Source organism: Marinicauda sp. Alg238-R41, assembly GCF_947331485.1.
In the GTDB taxonomy this organism is placed as follows: domain Bacteria; phylum Pseudomonadota; class Alphaproteobacteria; order Caulobacterales; family Maricaulaceae; genus Marinicauda; species Marinicauda pacifica.
Window position 1 is genome coordinate 24,571 of record NZ_CAMZOJ010000003.1, and the last position, 25,575, is coordinate 50,145.

Below are 25,575 nucleotides of genomic sequence, written 5' to 3' on the forward strand. Positions count from 1 at the left end.
GCGAGAGCGCGAGGGCGCCCGCCGGGTTTCCGGCGGTGTGCGCGTGTCTGTTTCGTGGTCGCGAACCGCTCCTTCGCGGCCTCCACGGGGACGACCCATTATGAAGTCTGTTTTCTATACCGCTCTATTGAGTGCGGTTTTCACAACGCCGGCCTACTCCCAGACTGCCGAAACGAGCGACACCATCATCGTGACGGGGACGAGGCTCGACACACCGGCCTCTGAAACCGGGACTGCCGTCACGGTGATCGGCGAGGCGGAGCTGGAACGCACCGCCTTCGCTCTGGACGCGATCGCGACGGCGCCCGGTGTGACGGTCAACCAGAACGGCGCGTTCGGCGGGGCCGCCACGGTGCGCATTCGCGGGGCTGCCAGCGAGCAGACCCTGGTGCTGATCGATTCAGTGCCGGTCAACGACCCGACCTCGCCAGGCGGGGGCTATGACTTTGCCAGCCTCGACACTGCGCAGATCGAGCGCATCGAAGTGCTTCGCGGGGCGCAATCGACCCTGTGGGGGACCGATGCCATTGGCGGCGTGGTCAACATCGTGACCAAGCGTGCTGCGCCCGGCCTCGGTGTGACCGGTTTTGCCGAGACAGGAAGCTTCGGAACGGTGCGCGGCGGTGCTGCCATAGAGGGTGGCTTCGAGCAGGGCGATTTCCGTCTGGGGGCCAGCGCGGTGTCGAGCGACGGCATCTCCAAGGCCGACGAGGCCGATGGGAATACGGAAGACGATGGCTATGACGCCGTGACCCTGGCGGGCCGCGGACGCTACGAGCTGGGCTTCGGCGAGCTTGCCGCAACGGTGCGCTATGTCGACTCGGAGACCGAGTTCGACTCGTACGGGGCCGTGACCGGGACCCAGGACGGAGATGAGGTGAGCAAGACGACGCAGCTCTCCGGTGCGCTGACCTTCACCAATATCGCGTTCGCCGGCGCGCTCGAGACCATGATCCAGGTCGCCGCCGCCGACATCGACCGCGAGAGCTTCACCAATGGCGTTTCGTCTTTCGGGTCGCAGGGGGAGCGCCAGGTCTACCGGTATCAGGGGACGTGGAACCTGACCGAGGACCATCGCCTGGCTTTCGGGGCGGAACGCGAGGACAGCTCGGCGGGCGGGGACTCCTCCACGATCGATGGCCTCTTCGTGCTGCTTGAGCTGCAGCCTCTGGATGGTCTGGTTCTGACAGGCGGCGTTCGCCACGACGAGGCCGATCGCTTCGGCGCGGAGACGACCGGCAAGCTCGCCGCATCCTGGCAGCTGACCGATCAGGTTCGCCTGCGCGGCACCGCCGGGACTGGCTTCAAGGCGCCGACCCTGTTCCAGACCACCTATGTCTGCTGCGGGGCGACAGAGCCGAACGCGGACCTGCGTGCCGAGACGAGCGAAGGCTTCGATGTCGGCGTGGAATACACGCTGGCCGGGGGACGCGCCGCGGTCGAGGCGACCTATTTCGACCAGACGGTCGAAAACCAGATCGGCTTCTCTTTCGCGGTCGGCGGCTACGAGAACATCGCCCGGGTCGACACAAAGGGTGTGGAGCTTGCCGCCCGATTTGCGATTACCGAGGCCTGGTCGCTGGCGGGCAATTATACCTATATCGAGGCCGAGGACGGGCAGGGCGGCGAGCTGATCCGCCTGCCGGAGCATTCCGCCTATGGCGAGCTCGCCTATGATGGTGGACGCTGGGGCGGTGCGCTGAGCGTGCGTCATAATGGCGAGGAACAGGACAGTCTGGGCCCGGTGGACGCCTGGACGCGGCTGGATGCCTCCGCGCGCTATGACCTCACCAACCGGATGCAGCTCTATGTCCGCGGGGAGAACCTGACCGATGAGCAATATCAGCAGGTCTTCGGATATGGCACGCCGGGGCTCTCGGGCTATTTCGGCGTCAGGCTGACACGTTGACAGGGTTGAGACCCCTACTGGCGGCGGCGCTTGGCGCCGCCGCCCTTGCCGGCCCCTCCCAAGGGGGCGAGCCCGCCCGCCCGCGCGTGGTGTCGCTCGACTATTGCGCCGATCAATACGTTCTTGCCCTGGCCGATGACGAGCAGATTCTGGGAATCTCCACCGGACCGGATGATGCCTACAGCGCCATGCGGTCGCACGCAGCCGGCAAGCCGCGCATTCGCGAGGCGGCCGAGGATGTGATCGCGCTGGAGCCGGACCTTGTTGTACGCAGCTTTGGCGGTGGAACCCGGGCGCGGACCTTCTACGAGCGTCTGGGCATTCCGGTGCACGATCTTGGATTTGCTCAGTCGTTCGACGATATCCGGCAGACCGTCACCGCGACGGCGCAGGCGCTCGGTCACCCCGAGCGTGGCGCGGCGCTGATTGCGCAGATGGATGCGGCGCTGCTGGCGGCGGGCGAGCAGACCACCGAGGACCGCCCGGCCGTGCTCTATGTGACTCCGGGCGGAGTCACGAGCGGAGCCGGGACCCTGGTGCACGAGATTCTGGTCGCGGCGGGTTTCGAGAATGTCGCCGCGCGCGGAGGTGCGAGCGGCTGGCGCGACCTGCCGCTCGAGCGGCTGGTCCTCGCGCCGCCGGAACTGATCGTAACGGGGTTCTTCGATATGCCCATGAACCGTGTGGACCACTGGTCGCCGACCAACCATCCTGCTCTCAGAGAGCAGCTCGCCGAGACCCCGACCATCCACCTGGACGGCGCTTTTCTGTCCTGTGGCGCCTGGTTCATGGCGGATGTCGCGCTGCAGGCGCGGCGCCGCGCCGATCGTGTCCTGGAGGAACGCCCATGAGTGCCGCCGGTCTGCCTCGGCGTGTAGTCCTTACGGGCCTGCTTGTGCTGAGCCTTGCTGCGATCGCCGTCTCTTGCCTGGCCGGCTCCGCACCGCTGAGTCTTGGCGAAACGCTCACCGGGTTTTTCGCGTCCGGCGAGGATCCGGTTGCCATCATTGTGAGGGAAATCCGCCTGCCCCGGGTGCTCACGGCATTTCTTGTCGGGGCGGCGCTGGGCGCGTCTGGCGCCCTGCTTCAAGGTCTGCTCCGCAATCCGCTGGCCGATCCCGGTGTGCTCGGCGTGAGTGCATCCGCTGCGCTGGGCGCGGTCATCGCAATCTACTTCAATCTTGCTCTCATCAGCGCCTTCGTGGTGCCCGTGTTCGCCGTCGGCTTTGCCGGTCTCGCAATCATCGTCCTCTATCTGGCCGGGGCGGCACGCCTTTCGGCGGTGCAGCTCATTCTGGTGGGTGTGGGATTGTCCAGTTTTGCCGGCGCGTTGACGGCGCTCGCCATGAACCTGTCTGCGAACCCGTTTTCGCTCTCGGACATGGTGACCTGGCTTCTGGGTTCCGTCGCCAACCGGTCGTACGCCGATATCGCCTTCGCCGCGCCCTTCTGGATTACCGGCGCAGGGCTGGCAGTATTCGCGCTGCCGGGGCTGAGAGCCCTCGCTCTGGGAGAGGATACGGCGGTCGCGCTGGGCGCAGATCTTGGCCGTACACGCCTTCTGGTCATAGCGTCGAGCGCCTTGCTGACCGGCGCCGCCGTCGCGGTGGCAGGGACGATCGGCTTCGTGGGCATCGTTGCGCCGCACCTGGTGCGGCCGCTGGTCCGTCATGATCCCGCCGATCTGGTCGCGCCCAGCGCGCTTCTGGCCGGGTTGCTGCTGGTGCTGGCCGATACGGGCCTGCGCATGATGCCTTTTGCACAGGAGCTGAAGCTTGGTGTTGCCGCGGCCCTGGTCGGGGCGCCGGTCTTCATCTGGATCGCGGCACGCAGCCGGAGTATCGGACGATGAGTATCGCGGCACTGCACTTGGTTTCCACGCGGCTTGGAACGACACTGGCGCTAGACGGAGTCGACTTCTCGATCGAGGCGGGCGAGTTCGTGGCGCTGGTCGGTCCGAACGGAGCAGGCAAGTCGACCTTCCTGAAGGTACTCCTCGGCCTCATCGAGCCGAATGAAGGTCACGCCGAGCTGGGTGGACGTCGTGTTGAGACTATCGCGCCGCGAATCCGCGGACGGATGGCCAGCTATCTGCCGCAATCGCGTCCGATCAGCTGGCGGCTCGACGTACGCGACGTGGTCGCGCTGGGACGTTTTGCCTGGAACGGCGCGCCCTATCGGCGCCTGAACGAGGCGGACCGGGCCAGTGTCGACACAGCGCTAGAAGAGGTGGATGCGGCCCACCTGGCCGGCCGTGACATGGCCGGATTGTCTGGCGGGGAGGCGGCGCGTATCCATCTCGCCCGTCTGATCGTCAATCCGGCGCCGCTCCTGGTGGCCGACGAGCCCGCCTCCGCGCTGGATCTCAAACACCAGTACGAGGCGCTCAGAACGTTGCGGCGGGAGGCTGACCGGGGACGCGGCGTACTGGCGGCTATCCACGATCTGGAATCCGCGCGGCGCTGGGCCGACCGCGTCGTCGTCCTGGACAGCGGACAGGTCAGGGCCGATGCGCGCCCGAACATTGCGCTGTCGCCGGATATCGTGCGCGAGGTCTTCGGTGTCGCACGCGACGAGACCGGTCACTATGTCCCCGTGTGACGGGTCAGACGCAGCAGGAGCCAACCTGGGCGCAGATTTTCTACATTTAACAACGGGTTATGGAATCCGGTGAAGGCAGGGCGCGAGCTTGACGTGCTCGGGTCTAAGCCTGAGGGCGTCGCAGACCCGGTTCCGATTTCCCCGCCTGTTCACAGGCTTTCCACAGATATCGCGCCAAATGCTGCAGATAGGCTCGACGGTGTGGTTAATGAGTTACTAAACTTGGCCGATTGCGACTCAGATTACGGAGACTGCCGTGGCCCGCCTCACCACTCAGGAGGGTGCCCAATTCACCATCCTCGACGATGTCCAGATCTACGACGAGGCTGAACTCGACCGGATTTGCGCACGTCATGCCATCACCGACGAAGCCACGCGCTTGTCGTTATGGCGTATCCTGGAGCGCGCGGGAAAGCGCCTGCGCGACCAGACCCGCCTTCAGGCCAGCCGGACGCAAATCTCACGTCTCAAGCAGGAGCTGCAACTGGGGATGCGTCTGAGCGCCCAGCTTGGCCATCATGTGCCGGACGGCCAGCAATTGCGCGAAGACAATGCCGGTGTCGGCCTGAACCGGTATCATCTGGCCGCCCTGCGGGAAGGCGAGCGCAGGGTCTGCGACGCGCGAAGCGATCAGCGCCGCTATCGCCTTGAAGAGGCCAGCGACATGCTGAGCTATCTTTCGGATGTGTACGAGGAGGCCTTGTCAGCCTGTGCCGGCTCCTCGATCGAAGATCCCGAGGAGACCTGGCGCGGCACGTTGCGGGGGTTCTACACGCACACGCTTGCACGCGCCTGGGTGACGCGCGACGCCGATCAAGGCGAACGTTTCCTGGCCGATTGCCGGATGGCTCTCGACCGGGCGCCGGGCGGCGAAGGCGAGGAAAATGTTGCGCAGGCTGCGCCTTCCAAAGGCCGGGCGCACGGATCGGGGGCGGGTTAGTCCTGTCCGCCGGCGCGCTCTGCGACCAGGGCTTCGGCCTGCTCCTGACTTTCGACCTCTTCCACGGTATCGATGGCGCACCGCCAGCCATCAGACGGGATGATGTACTCTGCCACGGGTGGGCAGATGCGTGCATTGTCCCCGAAGGAGGTGGCGATTTGCGCGCCGAAGGAGAGGCCCGAGCAGCGCGTGCGCGTGGTGATCAGATAGTGGCGCGAGGCTCCGCTGTTGAGAACCACGTGCCGGTCATCGATCACGGTGTAGCCGTTGATGTTGCGCAGAGACACGCATTCGGAGTCCTGAGCGGATGCAGGGCCTGCAATCACGCAGGCTGCCGCAAGGCTTGCGGCTGCGAAGAGGATGGGCTTGGGCATGGTGATCGTCCTCGTGTTCGCGCTATCTCGGAGGCCGGTCGCAACAATTCTGACTTGGACCGGACCCGATGTCGGAGAGTATCATAACGCATTCGCGCCCGTTTCGTATCGCAATTGCCGGCGCGGGCGCATCGGGGCTGGCCTGCGCCGAGGCGTTGAGCCGCCGCGGCGCTCATATCACCCTGTTCTCCAGCGGACCGGCGGGGCAGGGCGCACTCGCCGCGTCGGGCGGAATGCTGGCAGCCGGCTTTGAGTCTGCCTTCGAAGCGACGGAAATTGCAGCCTTTTCCGGTATTGCCTTCCGAGCCCTGTCGCTCTGGGACGACTATGCGGCCCGCATCGAACGGGAAACCGGCCAATCCATCGGCTATGAGCGTGCCGGCTCGATCACGCCGGCTTATACGCCGGACGATGTGAACCGCCTCAACGCGGCGGCTGCTCGCGCGCAGGCCGCCGGGATCGAGGTGGAGGCCCTGACCGGCGAGGCTGTCAGGTCAAGCGAGCCTGCGCTGGCACCGCCCCTGGAGGCCCTGGAGTTTCCGTCGGACGGGCAGGTGGACAACCGGGCGCTCGGGCAGGCCCTGCGTGCGATCGCCCTGACGCGCGGCGGCGTCCTACACGAGGATACTCCCGTGATCGCCGTGGACAGCGACGCGGACGGAAGCTGGGTGGAAACGCGGCGCGGCCGCGAACGTTTCGACGCGGTCATCGTCGCGACCGGGGCGAGATTGCCGCAGGGGCTCTCGCAGACCTTGCCCCGCCCGACACCAGTAAAAGGCCAGATGATCGCATTCGACCTGCCCCGTTCCGAAGCTCCCCAGCGTATCGTCCGCGGCCTATCAATCTACCTGGCCGCCAAACCGGAAGGGCGCCTGATTGCGGGCGCCACCAGCGAGCCCGGCGTCGATACGCCGGGAACGGATGACGACGTGATCGCCAGACTTGCCGATGCGGCGCGCCAGGTGTTGCCGGCGTTGAACGATCGGCCGGTCGTCGAACGCTGGTCGGGCGTACGCCCGCGTATGGGAACCGGCCTCCCGGTCCTGGGCGCGACCGAGGTCGCGAACGTTTTCATTGCGACGGGCGGGTATCGCAATGGCGTGTTGCTGGCTCCCGCAATTGGCGAGGCGCTGGCCGGAGCGGTGCTGGACGGTGCGTTGCCGGACTGGTCGGCAACGTTGCGACCGCTCGCGCCCGGCGGCGATAACGGTTAACCAACTCTTATGACGGCTCTGAGAGAGTGCGAGTCGATTCTTGTATGCCGCTTTGTGAAGGAGCGCTTCGTGGTTGAAGCTGTTTCTGCCCGTCTGGTGTCTCCGTCCCAGCTCTTGCAGTCGGCCGCCGATGCAACGGGCGCCGATTTCGACTATCTACTTCAGACGGCTGCGCGAGAGAGCAATTTCGATCCCAATGCCCAGGCGCGCACATCGAGCGCGGCGGGCATGTTCCAGTTCATCGAGCAGACCTGGTTTGCCATGATGTCACGCCATGGCGAGCAGCATGGTCAGGGCGATCTGGCGAACCAGATCACTCAGAATTCGGACGGCCGGTTTACGGTCGCCAACCCCCAGGCTCGTCAGGAAATCCTCGATCTGCGCTTCGATGCCGGATTTTCCAGCCTGATGGCGGGAGAACTGGCGGCTGAGAATGGAGCCATCCTGCAGCAAGCGACGGGCCGGGAACCGACGGGCGGCGAACTTTATGCCGCCCATTTCCTCGGCGCTGGCAATGCGGCGCGCCTGATCCAGGCTGCGGAGTCGCAGCCTGCAGGTCGGGCCGACGAACTGTTTCCTGCCGCGGCCCGGGCCAACCGGCCGATTTTCTATGACAATGGCCGGGCGCGCAGCGTGAGCGAGGTACTGTCCTCGCTGACCGGGCAGGGCGGGGCGGCTGTCGTGCCTCCGGAAACCTTGGTCTCCGGACCGGCCCCCGATCGCGAGGCTCTGAGCTCTGCGGCCCGTTTCCACGCCTCAAGCGCGCACATGCCCGGACGTCCGGTTGCGGTTCTGTCACCGGGGGTCATCGAGATTCTGGCCTCACTCGACGCGCCGCGATCACGCTCCGATCGCAGCTGAAATCCCTCGTTAACGAGTCTTAGCGCATTCTTGCGACCGACAATAAGAGATTGAGGTCTGCCATGAGTGTTCACGGCCTTCGTGCTCGTCTGACCCGTGAAGACGTACAGCGCCTAACCGATACGAACGATCCGGAATCGCGCGCCATGGCGGCGCGCAAATTCTGCGCGCGCATCGCCGAGCAGGGCCTCAGCGATGCAGACCGCACTGCCGGAGAAGCGATCCTCGGCGTGCTTGCCGATGATGCTGCCGAAATGGTCCGGCGCGCGCTTGCGGTGACGCTGCAGCGCTGCCCTCATTTGCCCGAGGCCGTGGCGCGCAAGCTGGCTGCGGACCTGGATTCGATTGCGCTTCCGGTCATTGAGGGCTCTCCGGTCCTCAGCGACGAGGATCTCATCGAAATCATTCGCCATGCTGCACCGAACCGCCAGGTGGCAGTCGCGAAGCGGACCAGCGTCTCCAAGGACGTGGTGCGCGAGATCGTTACCCATGGCGTGTCAGAGGCGGTGGGAACTGCGGCGGCCAATGACGGTGCCAGGTTCGATGCCGGCTCTTATGCTCTCACGTTCGAGCGCTTCAGCGCCGAGCCGGAGGTTCTTGAACGCTTCATCGACCGCTCACGCCTGCCGCTGGAAGTGACGGAACGCCTTATCGCGGCAATCTCCGATGCGGCCATCGAGCGTCTGGTGTCGCGTCACGCCTTACCCCCGCAGCTGGCCGTGGAGCTGGCCGAGGGTGCGCGCGAGCGGGCGACGGTCGATCTGGTCGACCAGGCCGGTCTCTCGCCGGATCCGCGCCGTTTCGTGCAGCAGCTTCAGCTCAACAGCCGGCTGACGCCTTCGCTGATCCTGCGGGCCCTGTTTCGCGGACACATGGCGTTCTTCGAATATGCCGTTGCAGAGCTGGCCAATGTCGATCACGCCAAGGCCTGGATGCTGATCCACGATGCCGGCCCGCTGGGCCTCGATGCCGTGTTCCAGCGCACCGGTCTTCCTGCGCGCATCCTGCCGGCTATCCGCGCCGCGATTTCCGCCTACCACTCGATCGAGCTGGGCGATGGCGGCCCGGCCGACCAGATCCGGTTCAGGCGCATCCTCACCGAACGCGTCTTTACCCAGTTCCAGGGCGCGCCCGAGGCCGATCTCAACTATTGCCTCGCCCGTCTCGAGGCCGACGAAGCGCTGATCGAGACCGCTCCCGCCGAACCCGTGGTTCTCAAGGCGTCCTGATCTCGCTTCCAGATCGAACAAGAAGAAGCCCGCGCCGGGAGCAGCGCGGGCTTCTTTTTATGTCAGATTTCCAAAGTTTCAGGTCGGTTCGCCGACGAGGGCGACGACACGGGTTTCCAGTTCCTCGGCAAGCTGACGGCCAACGGGATCCTGGTCTGTGCGGATGTTCTGAATGAGCGCCGCGCGGATCGTATGAACATGGGCTTCGGCCAGCGGCGTCGGCACCGTGCTGCGCTTCTCCGGGGTCTCGATCAGACGGGCCAGAGAAGCGGCGATACGCGTGACGAGTGGAAACTCGTAGGTGGACCCCAGTCCGCGAAGATCATGGGCGACTGTAAACAGCGCATCGCCATGGTCGCCGGCCAGGCCGTGGGTCTTCACATCCTTCAGAGCGGCTTCCAGCTTGTCGACTTCCTGGCCCAGCCAGTTGCCAAACTCGCCGCTGAGCTGGTCCAGCGCCTTCTCGGCACGCGCGATGGCTTCCGGGTCAGCGGCAGGCAGGCGGCCCCCGACCTTCACGCGGAGCATGTTGGGCGGAGTGATTATTTCGATCGGCTTTTCACGGCTGGACATGCATTTGCTCCCGGCAAGGTCAATCAGGCGGTCTGGTATTCGTCTTCACGGCGCTCCGGCCCCTCATAGTCTTTCGGTTTGAGGCGGCGCCGGTCCGGGCCGAAGAATTCCTTGGTGCGAACGAAGGATCGCGGACGGTTCACGATGGTCTGGATGCGCAGGTAGAGGCTGTCAGAGGCGAAGGGCTTTGCCATGAATTCTGTCACGCCGGCATCGCGCGCCTCGCGTACCTTGGAGGTCTCGGTGTAGGCCGTGAGCATGATGATCGGGACGAAGGGGCAAGGGCTCTTCTCCTGCGAGCGCAGCATGCGCACCAGCGTCAGACCGTCCACCGGGCTCATCTTCCAGTCCATGATGATCAGGTCGATGGGCTCCTGGCGCAGCGTCGCCAGGCAGTGCTGGGCGGTGGCGGCTTCAAAAATTGACTCGCATCCGAAAGCGCTCAGCACGGTCCGGATCAGGCCGCGCATCGCCGCATTGTCATCCACGATCAGGATGCGCAACTTGGAAAAAGCGTTGGCTGCTTCGACCTCACCGGCCACGACAATCCCCCCGGAACTGGTTTCTTCACCATTCCGAATATCCGGATTTGCTTAATGTGACGCTAAACCGGTGATCAGGTCGAGAATTGTTCGACCAGAATCCGTTCTTCCAGCGCGCGCCCCTCGTCGAACAGCATGTGGAGCGTGATCTCGCGGGATTCCCTGATCGAGAGGTGACAGGTCTCACGAAACTCCTTGTTGTCCGCCACAGCGGATACGGGCCGCTTGTCCGGTTCGAGGACGTCGATTTCCACGGTGGAATCGTGAGGCAGGAGAGCGCCGCGCCAGCGGCGCGGGCGGAATGCGCTGATCGGGGTCAGGGCCAGGAGCTGTGAATCCAGCGGCAGGATGGGGCCGTGAGCAGAGAAATTATACGCAGTCGACCCGGCGGGCGTAGCTAGCAGGACGCCGTCCGCGGAGAGCTCGGGCATGCGGACCGTACCGTCGATGGAAATCTTCAGCTTCGCCGTCTGGCGTTTTTCGCGCAGCAGGGAGACTTCATTGATTGCGAGAGATTCAAAGCACTCCCCATTGATCCGCTCGCCCACCGCTTTGAGCGGATGGATGTCGGCCTGGGTTGCGTGCGTCAGCCGCTCGATGAGGTCGGTATCGCTCGGTTCGTTCATCAAAAAGCCGACCGACCCGTAATTGATGCCGTAGACGCGCGTGGAACTCCCCATGACGGAGTGGAGCGCATCGAGCATTACCCCGTCGCCACCCAGTGCGACCAGGACATCGGCGTCCTCGCGCGCAACCTCGCCATAACGCTTGCTGAGGCTGGCGCGCGCGGCCTGCGCATCGTCCCGGCGGCTGGCATGGAAAGCGAGTTTCATGGCGAGAAATCTCAAGTGACCGAAAACAAGAAGCAAATTTGCGGGGATTGAACCCTTAGTCTTGTTGCGGTGCAAGGTGCGTCCTGCGCGCTGCAGGTTTGCCGGCTCCGCGCCTTGCCGGCACGATTGACCTGAAGCCGCATGAGAGCGATCCTTGAGAAAATAAAGAACGCGGTTCGCGAACCGCAGTCACAGGGAGACGCATCATGGACGATCAGGCCAATATCTCTGTCAAGGAACAGGTCTCGGAGCAGGAATGGAAAGCGCGCTGCGATCTGGCCGCGCTTTACCGCCTTGCCTTCATGCATGGCTGGGACGATCTGTTCTTCACGCACATCTCGATGCGTATCCCGGGCGAGCCGGACCATTTCCTGCTCAATCCGTTCGGACTGTTGTTCGAGGATGTGACGGCGTCGAACCTCGTCAAGGTCGATGAGGAGGGCAATGTGCTCCCGCCTAGTCGCTACGGGATCAACCCGGCCGGCTTCACGATCCACTCCGCCGTCCATGCGGCGCGCCCCGACGTTCATGTCGTCATGCACCTGCATACCGACCAGGGCGTGGCGGTGTCTGCCCAGAAGCGCGGTCTCCTGCCGATCTCCCAGCTCGCCATGAACGTGATGAAGGATGTGGCCTACCATGGCTATGAAGGCATCGCTCTGGAAGCCGAGGAGAAGGAGCGCCTGGTTGCCGATCTTGGCGCGAAGAATCTGCTCATCCTTCGCAACCACGGGACGCTGACCTGCGGGGATCACCCGTTCGCGGCCTACACCCGGATGTATCTGCTGGAGCGCGCCTGCAAGGTTCAGACGCTGGCTCAGTCAGGCGGAAACGACCTCATCGAGTGGGACACCAAGATGCAGGAGCGCGTCTACGGTCAAGGCGAGCAGGCCTTTACCAACGATCTGTTCAAGGAGATCGGGTGGGCGGCGATCCGCGGACGCGTTGACCGTCAGAGCCCCGGCTACGATGCGTGATCCAGGTGCCGTGAATTTCGAATAATTCGCGTCTCGAGAGAAAATTTTCTGGACTTGCCACTCTTTGCGCTGCCCAATGGCGTCTCAGGCAAAGGGTGGCGGGGATGAGACGTGGCGCGATGGCCCACAATTGCGGCAGCCGGTATTGTCGCCGCCTTGCTCGCATTGCTTCTCTCCGTGCCCGCCCGAGCCGGCGCCTGGACGCAGAAGCGCGGCGACCAGATCTACGTCCTGACCGCCGGGTGGCACGGGCTTGACCCGGCGGATGGACCGGCTCTTTTCAAGAAGCAGGAAATCGCGCTCTACGCGGAGTGGGGTCTGACCGACCGCATCACGCTCTATGGGCGCCTGGCGCGGCAGACGGTCACGCGTGACGTGTGGAGCGAGACCGAGCAGGACACGGTCGTCGTCACCCAGTCCGCACTGGGCGGCAATGAGGCGGGCATACGGGTCGGGCTGTTCCAGCGCAGATCCTGGGCGAGCGCCATTCAATTTGGCACGACGTTCGAAAGCTCGGGTGAAAATGTCAGCAATGCCGGGCTTGGCCAAGGTGGCGGCGACCTTGAAATACGTGCGATGGCCGGTCGTTCATTGTCCCACCGGGGATTTGCCGAGGCCCAGCTGGCTTGGCGCCAGCGCAGCCTTGAGGACCGTGGCGAAGTGCGGCTCGACCTCACGGCGGTCTACCCGGTCAACACCCACCTGGATGTGATGGCTCAGACCTTTTCGGTCTGGTCCATGGACACCGACCCGACGCGCTATCGCTCTTTCTCCGGCCACCGCGCGCAACTCTCCTTGTTGGCCGATGGCGGTCCAGGCCGACTTTATCAGCTGGGCGTGCTGGCCACAGTCGCGCGCGACGGAATGGCAGACGAGCGCGCGTTAATATTGGGCATAGCCCAGCGCTTCTAGCCGGGAACATTACAGAGATTTTAGTGCGCCCCCGCAGTGTTTTGCGTGGTTGTGCGTTGCTTTTTTAGTGATTGGGCGCATATCACGCCCGCTAGCTGGAGACCAAAATGAAGCGCGCCGCATTCCTGATCTTCGCCCTTGTCGTTTTTGCGGCGATGGCCGTTGCCGTTCTGATCCGCTCGATGGCGGGCGAGGACGATGTCGCCAACGGCTGGGGCGGCGGGGGTGTTCCGGTGGAGGTGAGCCCTGTCGAGACACGCGAATTTGTCGATATCGTCGAAGCTCTTGGCACGGCCGGTGCCAATGAGGGGGTGACGATCACTGCCAAGGTCTCCGACACTATCTCGCGTATCAATTTTGACTCAGGCGACTACGTGGAAGAAGGCCGCATCCTGGTCGAGCTGGCCTCTGCTGAAGAGGCGGCCGGGCTCAACGAGGCTCGCGCCACGTTGCGTGAAGCAGAGCGCGAAATGACGCGTATCCGCGATCTCACCGAACGCGGTGTGGCGCCGCAATCGCGCCAGGACGAGGTGCTGGCCGTTCTCGAACGCGCCCGGGCGCGGGTTTCCCAGATCGAAGCGCGTGTGGCCGATCATATCATCCGCGCTCCATTCTCCGGGATTATTGGCCTTCGCCACGTCAGCCCCGGCGAACTGATCGGACCGGGTGACGCCATCGCGCGTCTGGACGACACGAGCGTCATCAAGCTCGATTTCACCGTGCCGGAACGCTTCTTGTCGGTCCTCGCCGAAGGCATGCAGGTCGAAGCGCGCACCAGTGCTTCGGAGCAGACATTCACCGGTGAGATTGCCAGGATCGACAGCCGCGTCGATCCGGTGACGCGTGCCGTGACGGTACGCGCCCTCATCGACAATGAGGACGGTGAGCTTCGCCCCGGCCAGCTCATGACGGTGGAAGTGCGCCGCGACGAACGCCAGCGCCCGGCCGTGCCGGGATCGGCTGTAACGCGTTACGGAAACGAGGTTTTCGTTTTCGTGCTCACGCAAACCGAACGCGGTACGAGTGTAGAGCGCCGGCTTATCGAGCCGGGCATCCGAATCAACGGAATGATCGAAGTGCTTTCCGGCCTGGAAGTCGGAGAGCGCATCGTCTCCGAAGGCGTTCACCGGGTCAGCGAGGGTATGCCTGTTACGGTTGCCGATGAGGCTCCCGCGTCTCCCAACGGTGCGGGTTCGGCGACGACATCCAGCGGCGGAGTGCGCTGATGACCCTCTCGGACGTCGCGGTCCGCCGACCGGTTCTTGCCTTCGTCATCAGCGCACTGATCGTCGTCTTCGGTGTTCTGGGACTCCAGTCTCTCCCTCTGCGCGAGCTGCCCGATGTCGACCGGCCGGTGGTGTCGGTGTCCGCCAACTACCCCGGGGCGAACGCGGAAGTGGTGGAGAACCGCGTCACGCAGGTCATCGAGGACCGGTTATCGGGAATAGACGGGATCGAGACGATCATATCGTCTTCGCAGGACGGCGATTCACGTATCACGATCACCTTTTCGCTGGGCCGCGACATCGAAGCGGCCGCCAACGACGTGCGCGACGCAGTGTCCCGGACGCTCGATCAGCTTCCCCAGGACGTGGAAACGGTCGAGGTGCGCAAGCAGGACTCCGATGCGCGTCCGTTCATCTGGTACAATCTCATGTCGGACCGGATGACCAGCGAGGAGCTGTCCGACTTCGCCGGCCGCAATCTGGTCGATCCGTTTTCGGTGATCGACGGTGTCGCCCAGGTACGCATCGGCGGCGAGCGGCGCTACGCGATGCGAATCTGGCTCGACCCGGCCGCGATGGCCGCGCGCGGCGTGACCGTCACCGATATCGAGAATGCGCTGCGTTCCCAGAATGTCGAGCTGCCCGGCGGGTCGGTCGAGACCTCCGACACCCAGATCGTGGTTCGGGTCGAGCGCCTCTTCTCCAGCGAGGAGAGCTTCGAGCGCCTGCCGATCACCTCGCCGAGCAGCGGGCACGTGATCCGGCTGGGCGAGGTCGCCGATGTCGAGCTGGCCGCAGAAGAGCCGCGCACCCTGTTCAGGGGCAATCAGCAGAACATGGTCGGGCTCGGCTTCGTGCGTCAGAGCCAGTCGAACGCCGTCGAGGTCGCCGACAACGTGGCCGCCGAAGCCGAGCGGCTGAGCGCCGGGCTGCCCCAGGGCATGCAGTTGATGGTCGCGTCCGACGATACCGTTTTCATCGAGGAATCGATCAAGGAAGTCTGGCGCACGCTGGGCATCGCTGCCCTTCTCGTGGTGCTCGTGATCTATCTTTTCCTGGGCAGTATTCGTGCCGCGATGATCCCCGCCGCCGTAGTGCCGGTCTGCCTGATCGGCACATTCGCGATCCTTTCCGCCTTCGGCTTCTCCATCAATATCCTGACCCTGCTCGCGATGGTGCTGGCGATCGGGCTGGTCGTGGACGATTCCATCGTTGTGCTGGAGAACATCCAGCGCCGGGTCGATCTCGGCGAACCGCCCGCACTCGCGAGCCTGCGTGGAGGCCGGCAGGTCTTCTTTGCCGTGATCGCAACGACGGCGACCCTCATCGCTGTCTTTGTGCCACTCGTCTTCCTGCCCGGGTTCATCGGACGGATATTCACTGAACTTGCCGTGACGATCTCAGGTGCGGTCATCCTGTCCAGCTTCGTCGCGCTCACGCTTTCGCCGATGATGGGGTCAAAGCTGCTCAAGCCGAGCGGCCAGGCCAAGGGACCGGCCCGCTGGGTCGACCGGGCCGTCTCCGCGGCGCGATCGAACTATCGCAATAGCCTGGAAATCGCGCTCAAGGCGCCTGTCGCGATCGTGCCGGTTCTCATCATCGCCCTGGCCGGTTCGGCCTTTCTGTTCGCCAAGCTTCCCGGGGAGCTGACACCGCCCGAGGACCGGGGGAGCTTCTTCGGCTTCTTCTCCGGCCCTGAGGGCGCGAGCTTCGACTATATTTCCGAGCAGGCGATGGAAGTCGAAGACATCATGATGGAATATGTCGAGGCCGGTGAGCTGCGCCGGGTGCTCGTGGTTGCGCCGGGCTGGGGCGGCGGCGGGTTCAGCTCGGGCATCGTCATCGGCTCCATGGTGGACTGGTCCGACCGCCGGCCCGGCGAAGAGATCATGACCGACATCAACACGCAGCTGGGTCAACTGACGGGCGTGCGCGCTTTCGCCTCGATGCGCTCCACCATCGGTGGCGGGGGCGGCGGCGACGATATCCAGTTCGTCATCCAGGGTAGCGAATACGATGCGATCAATGCCGAGGCCGAACGCCTGATCGAGGCGATCGGGCGGGAAAATCCCAACCTCATGCGCGCTCGCAAGGATTACGAGCCGACAAGCCCGCGCCTGCTGGTCGATATCGACCGCGAGCGTGCGGCGGCGCTGAGCGTGAGCGTTGCCGATATCGGGCGTACGCTGCAGACCCATCTGGGCTCGCGGCGCATCGGTCAGTTCATCGATCGGGGCGAAGCGTACAACATCATTACCGAGAACCGCCGGGCCCAACGGTCCAGCGCACAGGATCTGGAAAGCCTGTATGTGCGCGGTCTCGAAGGCCAGCTCATCCCGCTCTCCAACCTGGTCAGCGTGCGCGAGGTCGGCGAAGCGTCGGAGCGCAACCGCGTCAACCGGCAACGCGCGATTGCCGTTTCGGCCACGCTGGCAGAGGGTTATTCGCTGGGCGAGGCGGTCACCTGGCTGGACGACTGGGCCGAGCAGACCTTGCCGGCCAACATGAGTACCGAATATCTGGGGGGTGCGAAAGAGTATCTTGATGCCAACAACGCGATCTATTTCGCGTTCGGCATGGCCTTGCTGATCGTCTTCCTTGTGCTGGCCGCCCAGTTCGAAAGCCTGATCCAGCCACTGGTGATCATGCTGACCGTGCCGCTGGCCGTCGCAGGCGGGCTTTTCGGCCTCTACATGGCCGGGTCCAGCCTCAACATCTATTCCCAGATCGGGCTCGTCATATTGATCGGCCTGGCGGCCAAGAACGGCATCCTCATCGTCGAATTCGCCAATCAGCTGCGCGAGGAGGGCAAGGATGTCATTACCGCCACGCTGGACGCCGCCGAGACGCGCTTCCGTCCGATCCTGATGACCGGTATCTCGACTGCCATCGGCGCTTTCCCGCTCGTGCTCGCCTCGGGGCCCGGTTCGGAAAGCCGCATCACGATCGGCGTGGTGATCTTTACCGGCGTCATGGTCGCGACCCTGTTCACTCTGTTCGTGATTCCGATGGCCTACGGTGTGCTCGGCCGCTTCACCAAGACGCCGAACTGGGTCTCGCGCCAGCTCGAGGCCGAAGCGCGCGCCAATGGCGACGGCGCAGTCGCCAATCCGGCGGAGTAGGGCGCTCTCCGACTTCAGTCGCCCCGGCGGGGCCAGATCTTCGATCGCAGCCAGCCGAGCGTTGAATTGCCTTTGAGCACGTCGCGATAGGCCTGGTCGAAGAAGCGCTCGACCTCTTCAGGCTGCTCCAGCATGTCGAGGCGCGTCTGGAAAGGGCCGTCGGGATCGAGCGCCTTGACCTTGCGCGCGGGAATGCCGGCCCAGACCTCGTTCGCCGGGACGTCTCCCGTCACCACGCTGCGCGCGCCGATGACCGCATTGTCGCCAATGGTCACGCCCTTGCCCACAAAGGCGCCGTCCCCGATCCACACATTATTGCCGATGCGCACCGGCTTGCTCTCCGGGCGAGGGTCGATGCGGTTGTACAGCCCGTGCCAGTCGCTGTCCGTGATCGTGGCTGACTTGGCCACCAGACAGGCATCGCCGATCCGGATCGAGCCTCCGGCCAGGATTCTCACCCCGCCGGCAAAAAAGCAGCAATCACCGATCTCGATCTCACCGGGCGTGTCGCCCGGCGACCAGACAGTGAAGGTCACCGGCTGGTCCTTGCGCGAGACGATATGGATATTGCGCCCGGCGCGCACATTGGGCCCGAACACCTCGACATTCCAGGGCCGCACGATCTTGGGCTCCTCGCCCAGCGCCTCGAAGTGCGGCGCCAGGAAATGACCCGTCCACGCATTCTCGAAGCGCTCCCAGAGTGCATGCATCCAGTACGGGCGGTGGTCTCGGCGCATTCGACTTCCTATTCTAGGGTCATGAGCGAAGATCTTATCGAAAGCGCGATTCTCGATCTGGTGGAAAAGCGCGGTGCCTCCAAGTCCATCTGTCCCTCTGAGGCGGCCAAGGCGGCATTCGGAGACAATTGGAACGGACATATGCGCCATGTGCGCGCTGCGGCCGTGCATCTGGCCCGTCAGGGCAAGGTGACGATACTGCGAAAAGGGAAGCCGGCGGACCCCGAGAATTTCAAAGGTGTCTACCGGCTCAGCCTGCCGGCTGCCGATGGCGACTGAGGCGTTCGAACGGGTCAAGGCCGAGGCGCGCGCCTGCCGGGTCTGCCAAGGCGCGCTCGATCACCCCTGTCGGCCCGTGCTGACAGGGACGGACAGCGCGCGTATCCGCATTATCGGCCAGGCTCCGGGCACGCGGGTTCAGAAGAGCGGTGCGCCCTTCACCGATCCCAGCGGAGACCGCCTGCGCGACTGGATGGGTGTGACGGCGAAGGAATTCTACGACGAGCGCCTGTTCGCGATCACGCCGATGGGCTTCTGCTTTCCCGGGCTGGATGCCAAGGGCGGGGACAAACCGCCGCGGAAGGAATGTGCGCCGCTCTGGCAGGACCGCTGCACGAATGCGCTCTCCCGCGTCGAACTCACTTTGCTCATCGGTGCGCATGCCCAGCGCTATCATCTGGGAGAAATGGCCGGGCGCACCCTGACCGAAACGGTGCTGCGCTGGCGAGAATACTGGCCGCACCATGCTGCATTGCCGCACCCGAGCTGGCGGAACAATGCCTGGCTGAAGCGGAATGCGTGGTTTGACGGGGAGGTGCTCCCCGCCTTGCGCGCTCGCATTCGCAGCATCCTTGATGAGGCAGCCTGAGACGCCCCAGGCCATTGTCTGTGCTCAACTTGCGCGCGGAGCCGGGGTCTAGTAGACCCTCGCGCAACCGGCCCCGGGCCGCCGATCCGCGCATGAAACAAGACGCGGCGGGGTAACGGGAACTCCGATCGACAACGCTGCTAGAGGACTCCCCGCATATGAGCGTGTTCGACCATCCCGCTTTCGACGACCACGAAAAAGTCCTGTTCGCCCACGACGCCAAGACCGGGCTCAAGGCGATCATTGCCGTGCATTCCACCGCCAATGGTCCGGCGATTGGCGGTTGCCGCATGTGGTCCTACAAGGATTCCTCCGAGGCTCTGACGGACGTGCTGCGTCTCTCTCAGGGCATGAGCTACAAGAACATCATGGCCGACCTTCCGCTGGGCGGCGGCAAGTCGGTCATCATGAAGCCGCAGGGCGATTTCGACCGCGCCGAGCTGTTTGAAGCTTTCGGCCGCGCTATCGATGCGCTGTCGGGCAATTACTATTCGGCGGAAGACGTCGGTGTCAGCCCGGAAGACATTTTGAATGCGCGCCGCGCGACACAATATGTGGTCGGTCTGCCCGGCGGGACGGGCGATCCGTCCCCCGTCACCGCTAAAGGCGTCTTCCTGGGCGTGAAAGTGGCGGCGGAGCGCGCGCTCGGCTCGGCGGACCTGTCCGGTGTCAAGATCGCCGTCCAGGGCGCGACCGGCCATGTCGGCGCCTATCTGGTCCAGCACCTGCACGAAGCGGGGGCTGAGCTCTTCCTGGCCGATATCAACGAGTCCGCCCTCAAGGATCTGGCCGCGAAAACAAATGCGACCATCGTGCCGATCGACAAGATCTACGGTGTCGAAGCGGACATCTTCGCTCCGTGCGCCCTCGGCTCGGTGATCAATCCGGACACGATCGATACGTTGAAAGTCAAGGCCGTGGCCGGTGCGGCGAACAACCAGCTGGCCACACGTGACATGGGCGCCGAGCTTCAGAAGCGCGGCATCTATTACGCGCCGGACTATGTCATCAATGCCGGCGGCATCATCAACATCATGGGCGATCTCGATCCGAAGTACGACGCCAAATGGGTCGAAGGAAAGCTGCAGGGCCTGCGTCAGACCCTCGGCGAGGTGATGGACCGTGCCGAAGACGAAGGCACTCCGGCCAACATCGTTGCGGACAAGATTGCGCGCGAGCGCATCGAGGACGCGCGGGTTCGCAAGGCCGAAGCTGCCTAGGCGGTTACGACCACCGCAAAGCGTTCATCGAGCCGGAGGCGGACCGCGTCTCCGGCTCGTATCGTATCTGTGACCGGGACGCGCGCGGACACCTCGCGCCCGTTTTCCAGACGCAAGGAGAGGCGCGCCGAGCCGCCCGCCGCCTGCCGCATCGTGACCTGGGCCAGCGCGCCATCCGCCGCGGCGCGATCGATCACGATACCCTCAGGCCGAAGCAGAACCTTGACCTGTTCGCCGTCATCGCGTCCGGGTGCCGCCAGAGCGCCGAGCGGCGTCGAGGCACGTCCTGACTCGACGCGCGTGATAAATGCCTCAACATCGCCGAGCAGGCGGGCCGCCGTCTCGCTGACAGGAGACAGGTAGAGACGGTCGGGCGCACCGGTCTGGACGATCACGCCCTTGTTCATCAGGGCGATCTGATCGGCGACCGCCATGGCTTCCTCGGCATCGTGAGTCACGATCAAGGCGGCAGTCTCCGCCTCGCGCAATGCGTGCGTCGTCGCTTCGCGCAGTTCGGCGCGCAGCCGTCTGTCGAGGCCCGAGAATGGCTCGTCGAGCAGCATGACGTCGGGGGAGGGGGCGAGCGCGCGCGCCAGGGCGACACGCTGCTGCTCACCGCCCGAGAGTTCGTGCGGATAGGATTTGGCCTTGTGGGCGAGTTCCACGCTTGCCAGCCGGTCTCTGGCCAGCTCGCGGCGCTTTGCGCTACTGCCGCTGCGCAAGCCGAAGGCGACATTGTCCAGCGCGGTCAGATGGGGAAAGAGCGCATAGTCCTGAAACACCACACCGCAGCGCCGCGCCTCGGGATCAAGATGGACCGTGTCTCCGCTCCAGGTCTTTCCGGCGAACCGGACGGTACCGGCCTCCAGGCGTTCGAGCCCGGCTATCGCGCGCAGGAGGCTGGACTTTCCCGAGCCGGACGGTCCCAGCAGGGCCGTTACCCGTCCGCAGGTCAGGCTCAGCGATGCGCGGTCGACCGCCGGGCGGCCTTCGGCAAACGATACGACCGCATCGCAAACCTCCAAAAGGTCGCCTTTCATTCTGCTTCCTTCCTGACCAAGCGTTCGCTGCGAGTCATCTGGCGTGCAATCCAGATCATCGGGCCCAGCGCGGCAAGTGCGATCAGCAGGGCAGGCAAGGCGGCCATGCCAAGCCGCTCGTCAGAGGCATAGTTGTGGGCGGTGACCGCGAGCGTGTCGAAATTGAAGGGACGCAGGATCATCGTCGCGGGCAACTCCTTGAGAACCTCGACAAAGACCAGCAGGCCGGCGAGCAACGCGCCCGAGCGGATGAGGGGCCAGTGGACGCGGATTGCGACCTCGACCGGGCCGGCGCCAAGCGTCCGGGCGGCACCGTCGAGCGTCGGCGTGATGCGGGCCAGCGCGCTTTCGGCCGGACCGATTGCGGCTGCGGCGAAGCGCGACTGGTAGGCGAAGATCAATCCGAGAATGCCGCCGCTCAACAGCACCGGAAGGGGCATGCCGAACAGGCGCGTCCATACCGCATCCATGCCGTTCTGGGCCCATCCGAAAAGCGCGAGCACGCCCACGGCGGCGACCGCGCCTGGGACGGCATAACCAAGTCCGGCCAGGCGCGCCGCAAGTACGGCGGGCAGGCGCCGTGTCCGCAGGGCGTAGGCGGCGATGACGCCGAGTATTGCCGCCACTCCGCCGGAGATCGCGGCGAGCTGAACCGAATGCCACAGCGCGGCGCCGAGATCGCGCCCGACGGCTGAATGAGTTGCCAGCCATCCAAGCCGCCCCATCGGTATGATGAGCCCGGCCATCAGGGGCAGTGAGAGAAGGCCGATCGCGAGCGCGCTGCGTACCGGCGAGAGTTGCACCCGGCGCGGCGGGCGCTTGCGTCCCGACGCGGCGGCCTGACGCGCCCGCCGGCGCTGGAACCGCTCGATGAAGAAGATGAGGAAGGCCAGCGAGACCAGCACGAGCGCCAGCCTGGCCGCATCGGCCACCGAGCCCTCGCCCGCCCAGGCGCGAATGATCCCGACAGACAGGGTGGGGGCACCCAGGTGAACGACGGCACCGAAATCGGCCAGGGATTCCATCACCACCAGCGCAAGGCCTGCAGCGATTGCCGGACGGGCCATGGGAAGCGCCGCGCGCTGGAAAGCCTCGATCGGACCGCAGCCGAGCGTGCGCGCCGCGTCATAGGCTTCGCTCGACTGGCTGGCGAACGCCTCGCGCGCAAGCAGGTAGACGTAGGGATAAAGCGTGAAGGCAAAGATGAAGCCGGCCCCGACCGGTCCACGCACCACCGGGACGAGCCCTCCGAGGGGCCCGGTCGACTGGGTGAGGTCATACCAGCCATAGGCCGCCGCATAGGCCGGCATCGCCAAGGGGAGCGCAAGCAGCCATTCGAAAGCGCGCCGCCCCGGGAAGGCATACCGCGCCACCGTCCAGGCTGAGGCACTGCCGATCGATCCGGCTGCGGCAACGGCGATCACGCCCACGATGGCGGTGTTGGCCAGCCAGATCGGCAGGCGTGTGCCGGCTATATGGCCGAAATAGTCGGTCCACGGTCCGGTAACCGCGACGATGGCCACCGCAATCAGCGGCGCGGCGCAGATCAATGCGACGAAGACGGCCCCCCACAAGGGCGCGAAGCCGCCCCGGGACCGGGACGGCTCCGCCGCATCGTCATGGATGTCGCTTACTGCCATCCCACGCGGTCAAAGATGCGCTGCGCTTCGGAGGCATTCTCGCCGAGAACGTTGACGTTCAAATCGTCGGCGCTGAAATCGTGCAACTCGTCGAGCAGTGCGTTGTCGTACTGCGTCGAGGCGACTGCGGGAAACTCGTTGGTAAGCTCGGCGAACGCCCGCTGCGCCTCGGGCGAGAGAAGGAAGCGCAGGAAGCGGCGCGCATTCTCCGTGTTGGGCGCGCCCGCTGCGAGACCCGCGCCGGAGACGTTGATGTGCGTGTTCTCCGGGAAGAATAACTCGGTCGCATTCGCCACCGCCTGGTCGGCCGGATTGCCGGAATTGGCGATGCGTGCCCAGTAATAGTGATTGACCAGGGACACGTCGCAATCGCCGGCAGCGACCGCGCGGATCTGGTCCGTATCGGCGCCCTGCGGCGCGCGGGCAAGATTGTCCACGACGCCTTGCGCCCAGGCCTCGGCGCCATCCGCGCCCAGACGGTCGATCATCGCCGCCAGCAGGGACTGGTTGTAGACATTGTTGGACGAGCGCACGCAGACCCGGCCTTCGAACCGGGGATCGGCCAGGTCCTCGTAGCCGGAGAGCTCGGAGACGTCGACGCGTTCCGGCGCGTACACGATCACGCGGGCACGCGTGGCGAATCCGAACCAGAGATCGTCGGGATGATGAAGATAGGCGGGAATCTGCTCCATCGCGCCCTCAAGGCCGGCGGGCTGGAACAGGCCGGCTTCCGCCGCGCGGTAGAGGCGTCCGGCATCCACGGTAATCACGACATCGGCCGGGGAGCGGTCACCGTCTGTGCGCACGCGCTCGACCAGCAGGTCGCCGCCCGCCTCGATCACATTGACCTCGATCCCGGTTTCCTCGGTGAAGGCCGCGTAGACCGCATCGTCGGAGGCATAGTGGCGCGCGCTGAAAACGTTGACCACGCCAGCATCCTGGCTAGCGTCTTCTGAGCCTTCCGGTTGTCCGCATGCACTCAAAAGCAGGGGGATGGCCAAACCGGTCAGGCCGAGCAGGGTGGACGAGCTCTTCATATGCCTCTCCTTTAAAAATCGCACTTTGAGGCATGCCTGCCACTTTTGAGAACAGTTCGCAAGTTTTTGGCTGCGCGCTGACGTCTCAGCGCTGTCGAGCCGTCCGGAGTCCGCGAATCGCTCCGATGGCTTACGGCGCATAATTGCGCGTCGCCGGGAAAGCCAGTCCGGTCGCTCTGGAATAAAATATTCTGGCTGGCTGCGACAGAAGACCGCATCGCCGCTTGCGGCGCACTGCGAAGGGCGCCGGGACACCCTGATCTCCAGGCGCGCCAGGCAGAAAATTTCCCGGGATAGGCCTGGCCGCCAGTCTCATCCGACGCGGCTTTGCAGGATGCAAAAAGCCCCGGTTCCAACAGAACCGGGGCTTCGCTAAGCGGCTGTAATTTTAGCGCTAAATTGGTGGGCGATACTAGGATCGAACTAGTGACCCCTTCGGTGTGAACGAAGTGCTCTACCGCTGAGCTAATCGCCCGCAAGGCCGTGTCCTATACGAGGGAGGCGAATTTTGGTCAAGCAGAAGGAACGGCCCGCCTGCACCTGCGTTGAAAAGGGGAGCAAGTCATCATCCGAGGAAAAAATTTCGCTGAACGGGGTCCGTCACACTTTCGTCAAACAGAAAGATGACATATATGAGCGTCGCTTGCTTGCGGGCTCACCTCTGCAGGCATCGTTTTCCGCCCAGTTTGGCAAGTCCCGACGCGCCGTGGCCGCGAGCGCGTAAAGAGGAGGTCCTCCCCATGGCCACTAATGATCTTTGCACCCCTGAGGGTGCACGCCGTCTGAAAGAACGAATTGAAGCCTATTGGAGCGAGCGCGGTTATGACGTGAGCGTCGACTTGGTCGATGCCGGCTTCATGCCCGCCATGCGCTCCGCGCGCACCGATGTGCGCTCCAACCTGGTCAACGGTCTGCCGCGTCCGGCAAACGACCGCGCCAGCGAGCGCCGCTCGGCCTAGGCCTTGGCGCTCAACCGGGCCGACACGGCCTCGGTCAGGACGGTTTCAAACTCGTCGTACTGCTTGAAAAGCCGGTCCGCGCCCAGTGTGCGGACCGGCTTTTCACTATAACCCCCTTCAAAGAGCAGGCAGATGGCGCCGGCCGCACGGGCCGCCAGCGCATCCGGCTCTGAATCGCCGACCAGAACGCCCAGCGCCGGTGTGCCCCCGAAGGCCGCAAACAGATGCGCCGGGTCCGGCTTCTTCGCGATGCCGCTGTCCGCTCCGACGATCCGTTCGAAACGATCACTCATCTTCAGCTGGTCCAGCAGGGCCTGAGCCAGGGTTTGCGGCTTGTTGGTGCAGACTGAAAGACGCGCGCCGCGCGTTGCCAGACGGTCGAGCACGGCTTCGACATGCGCAAACGGGCGGCTGTCGACGGCGATCTGGTCGCGATAGACCTCCAGGAAGCGCGTCAGGCAATCATCGATCTCCGGCTGTCCAGCCTCGACATTCTGGCGTGCGAAGGTGCGCTCGATCAGGGCGCGTGCGCCGCGTCCGACCATGGCGCGCACATCGTCGACGCGGACTTCGGACAACCCGCAAGGCTTCACCGAGGCATTGAGGGCCCGCACCAGGTCCGGCGCAGTGTCGACCAGGGTCCCGTCGAGATCGAACGCGATGGGCAGGCCGGCAATGGGGTCGTCAGTCAGGGTCATCGGCTGTTCCGGTCCGGGTTGCGCACGAGCGGTCGCGTGCCTTTCAACAATCGGCTATAGCGC

The 25,575-nt window shown here is 64.7% G+C and carries 25 protein-coding genes and 1 tRNA gene; 16 read left to right on the plus strand and 10 right to left on the minus strand.

The annotated features are described in order from the left end of the window. The first annotated feature begins 100 nt into the window (after positions 1–100). The 5 genes from PGP17_RS12175 to PGP17_RS12195 all read left to right on the plus strand — a co-directional run bounded on the left by PGP17_RS12175 (position 101) and on the right by PGP17_RS12195 (position 5,450). Positions 101–1,909: a TonB-dependent receptor plug domain-containing protein gene (locus tag PGP17_RS12175; protein ID WP_270375631.1), complete on the plus strand. Its 1,809-nt coding sequence runs from the start codon at positions 101–103 to the stop codon at positions 1,907–1,909. Between the two features lie 5 nt (positions 1,910–1,914). Beyond that, positions 1,915–2,760, plus strand: coding sequence for an ABC transporter substrate-binding protein (locus tag PGP17_RS12180; protein WP_270375632.1), 846 nt, complete (start codon positions 1,915–1,917; stop codon positions 2,758–2,760). Next, a complete protein-coding gene (locus tag PGP17_RS12185) occupies positions 2,757–3,761 on the plus strand; it encodes a FecCD family ABC transporter permease (RefSeq protein WP_270375633.1) in 1,005 nt (334 codons plus the stop codon). The genes PGP17_RS12180 and PGP17_RS12185 overlap by 4 nt, the downstream gene beginning before the upstream one ends. Further along, positions 3,758–4,510, plus strand: a complete 753-nt coding sequence (locus tag PGP17_RS12190; protein WP_270375634.1) for an ABC transporter ATP-binding protein — start codon at positions 3,758–3,760, stop codon at positions 4,508–4,510. The genes PGP17_RS12185 and PGP17_RS12190 overlap by 4 nt, the downstream gene beginning before the upstream one ends. Positions 4,511–4,766: 256 nt before the next feature. Further along, a complete protein-coding gene (locus PGP17_RS12195; RefSeq protein ID WP_270375636.1) occupies positions 4,767–5,450 on the plus strand; it encodes a hypothetical protein in 684 nt (227 codons plus the stop codon). On the opposite strand, the gene PGP17_RS12200 is transcribed toward PGP17_RS12195, so the two are convergent. Next, entirely contained in the window at positions 5,447–5,824 is a 378-nt protein-coding gene (locus tag PGP17_RS12200) for a DUF6491 family protein (RefSeq protein ID WP_135943468.1), read from the minus strand. The genes PGP17_RS12195 and PGP17_RS12200 overlap by 4 nt on opposite strands. Positions 5,825–5,892: 68 nt before the next feature. Here PGP17_RS12200 and PGP17_RS12205 point away from each other — a divergent pair, with 68 nt between their 5' ends. The 3 genes from PGP17_RS12205 to PGP17_RS12215 all read left to right on the plus strand — a co-directional run bounded on the left by PGP17_RS12205 (position 5,893) and on the right by PGP17_RS12215 (position 9,128). Next, the gene (locus PGP17_RS12205) at positions 5,893–7,038 is read left to right on the plus strand and encodes an NAD(P)/FAD-dependent oxidoreductase (protein ID WP_270375638.1); all 1,146 of its coding nucleotides are present in this window, start codon (positions 5,893–5,895) and stop codon (positions 7,036–7,038) included. Positions 7,039–7,107: 69 nt separating this feature from the next. Continuing rightward, positions 7,108–7,899 (plus strand): transglycosylase SLT domain-containing protein, encoded by a 792-nt coding sequence (locus PGP17_RS12210; protein WP_270375639.1) that lies wholly within the window; start codon positions 7,108–7,110, stop codon positions 7,897–7,899. Positions 7,900–7,961: 62 nt separating this feature from the next. Further along, positions 7,962–9,128 carry a DUF2336 domain-containing protein gene (locus tag PGP17_RS12215; protein ID WP_270375640.1) on the plus strand — a complete coding sequence of 389 codons (1,167 nt, stop codon included), beginning with the start codon at positions 7,962–7,964 and terminating at the stop codon, positions 9,126–9,128. Between the two features lie 78 nt (positions 9,129–9,206). Here the strand turns inward: PGP17_RS12215 and PGP17_RS12220 are convergent, their stop codons facing one another. The 3 genes from PGP17_RS12220 to PGP17_RS12230 form a co-directional block, all read right to left on the minus strand. Continuing rightward, positions 9,207–9,701, minus strand: a complete 495-nt coding sequence (locus tag PGP17_RS12220) for an Hpt domain-containing protein (protein WP_135943472.1) — start codon at positions 9,699–9,701, stop codon at positions 9,207–9,209. A gap of 23 nt (positions 9,702–9,724) precedes the next feature. After that, positions 9,725–10,243, minus strand: coding sequence for a response regulator (locus tag PGP17_RS12225; RefSeq protein ID WP_270375641.1), 519 nt, complete (start codon positions 10,241–10,243; stop codon positions 9,725–9,727). A gap of 74 nt (positions 10,244–10,317) precedes the next feature. After that, positions 10,318–11,076, minus strand: a complete 759-nt coding sequence (locus PGP17_RS12230) for an NAD kinase (protein ID WP_270375642.1) — start codon at positions 11,074–11,076, stop codon at positions 10,318–10,320. A 206-nt stretch (positions 11,077–11,282) separates the two neighbouring features. Here PGP17_RS12230 and PGP17_RS12235 point away from each other — a divergent pair, with 206 nt between their 5' ends. The 4 genes from PGP17_RS12235 (at position 11,283) to PGP17_RS12250 (ending at position 17,313) form a co-directional block, all read left to right on the plus strand. Further along, a complete protein-coding gene (locus tag PGP17_RS12235; protein ID WP_270375643.1) occupies positions 11,283–12,053 on the plus strand; it encodes a class II aldolase/adducin family protein in 771 nt (256 codons plus the stop codon). A gap of 111 nt (positions 12,054–12,164) precedes the next feature. Then, positions 12,165–12,965 carry a hypothetical protein gene (locus tag PGP17_RS12240; RefSeq protein ID WP_270375644.1) on the plus strand — a complete coding sequence of 267 codons (801 nt, stop codon included), beginning with the start codon at positions 12,165–12,167 and terminating at the stop codon, positions 12,963–12,965. Positions 12,966–13,072: 107 nt separating this feature from the next. After that, a complete protein-coding gene (locus PGP17_RS12245) occupies positions 13,073–14,191 on the plus strand; it encodes an efflux RND transporter periplasmic adaptor subunit (protein WP_270375645.1) in 1,119 nt (372 codons plus the stop codon). Further along, positions 14,191–17,313: an efflux RND transporter permease subunit gene (locus tag PGP17_RS12250; RefSeq protein WP_270375646.1), complete on the plus strand. Its 3,123-nt coding sequence runs from the start codon at positions 14,191–14,193 to the stop codon at positions 17,311–17,313. The genes PGP17_RS12245 and PGP17_RS12250 overlap by 1 nt, the downstream gene beginning before the upstream one ends. A 14-nt stretch (positions 17,314–17,327) precedes the next feature. Here PGP17_RS12250 and PGP17_RS12255 read toward each other — a convergent pair whose 3' ends face one another. Beyond that, positions 17,328–18,050, minus strand: coding sequence for an acyltransferase (locus tag PGP17_RS12255; protein WP_270375647.1), 723 nt, complete (start codon positions 18,048–18,050; stop codon positions 17,328–17,330). A 21-nt stretch (positions 18,051–18,071) separates the two neighbouring features. On the opposite strand from PGP17_RS12255, the gene PGP17_RS12260 reads away from it, so the two are divergent. The 3 genes from PGP17_RS12260 to PGP17_RS12270 all read left to right on the plus strand — a co-directional run bounded on the left by PGP17_RS12260 (position 18,072) and on the right by PGP17_RS12270 (position 20,138). Next, positions 18,072–18,329 carry a DUF3253 domain-containing protein gene (locus PGP17_RS12260; RefSeq protein WP_270375648.1) on the plus strand — a complete coding sequence of 86 codons (258 nt, stop codon included), beginning with the start codon at positions 18,072–18,074 and terminating at the stop codon, positions 18,327–18,329. Next, complete coding sequence (locus PGP17_RS12265) at positions 18,319–18,918, plus strand: uracil-DNA glycosylase family protein (RefSeq protein WP_135943480.1); 600 nt, start codon at positions 18,319–18,321, stop codon at positions 18,916–18,918. The genes PGP17_RS12260 and PGP17_RS12265 overlap by 11 nt, the downstream gene beginning before the upstream one ends. 158 nt (positions 18,919–19,076) lie before the next feature. Then, positions 19,077–20,138 carry a Leu/Phe/Val dehydrogenase gene (locus PGP17_RS12270; protein ID WP_270375649.1) on the plus strand — a complete coding sequence of 354 codons (1,062 nt, stop codon included), beginning with the start codon at positions 19,077–19,079 and terminating at the stop codon, positions 20,136–20,138. Here PGP17_RS12270 and PGP17_RS12275 read toward each other — a convergent pair. The 4 genes from PGP17_RS12275 to PGP17_RS12290 all read right to left on the minus strand — a co-directional run bounded on the left by PGP17_RS12275 (position 20,135) and on the right by PGP17_RS12290 (position 24,330). After that, positions 20,135–21,178, minus strand: a complete 1,044-nt coding sequence (locus tag PGP17_RS12275) for an ABC transporter ATP-binding protein (protein WP_270375650.1) — start codon at positions 21,176–21,178, stop codon at positions 20,135–20,137. The genes PGP17_RS12270 and PGP17_RS12275 overlap by 4 nt on opposite strands. After that, the gene (locus PGP17_RS12280; protein WP_270375652.1) at positions 21,175–22,818 is read right to left on the minus strand and encodes an ABC transporter permease; all 1,644 of its coding nucleotides are present in this window, start codon (positions 22,816–22,818) and stop codon (positions 21,175–21,177) included. The genes PGP17_RS12275 and PGP17_RS12280 overlap by 4 nt, the downstream gene beginning before the upstream one ends. Next, a complete protein-coding gene (locus PGP17_RS12285; protein ID WP_270375653.1) occupies positions 22,809–23,855 on the minus strand; it encodes an extracellular solute-binding protein in 1,047 nt (348 codons plus the stop codon). Before PGP17_RS12285 ends, PGP17_RS12280 begins: the two co-directional genes overlap by 10 nt. 400 nt (positions 23,856–24,255) lie before the next feature. Next, positions 24,256–24,330, minus strand: a tRNA-Val gene (locus PGP17_RS12290). 265 nt (positions 24,331–24,595) lie between these two features. On the opposite strand from PGP17_RS12290, the gene PGP17_RS12295 reads away from it, so the two are divergent. Continuing rightward, positions 24,596–24,814 carry a phosphoglycolate phosphatase gene (locus tag PGP17_RS12295; protein ID WP_135943485.1) on the plus strand — a complete coding sequence of 73 codons (219 nt, stop codon included), beginning with the start codon at positions 24,596–24,598 and terminating at the stop codon, positions 24,812–24,814. Here the strand turns inward: PGP17_RS12295 and PGP17_RS12300 are convergent. Next, a complete protein-coding gene (locus PGP17_RS12300; RefSeq protein WP_270375654.1) occupies positions 24,811–25,512 on the minus strand; it encodes an HAD-IA family hydrolase in 702 nt (233 codons plus the stop codon). The genes PGP17_RS12295 and PGP17_RS12300 overlap by 4 nt on opposite strands. Positions 25,513–25,575: the final 63 nt, after the last annotated feature.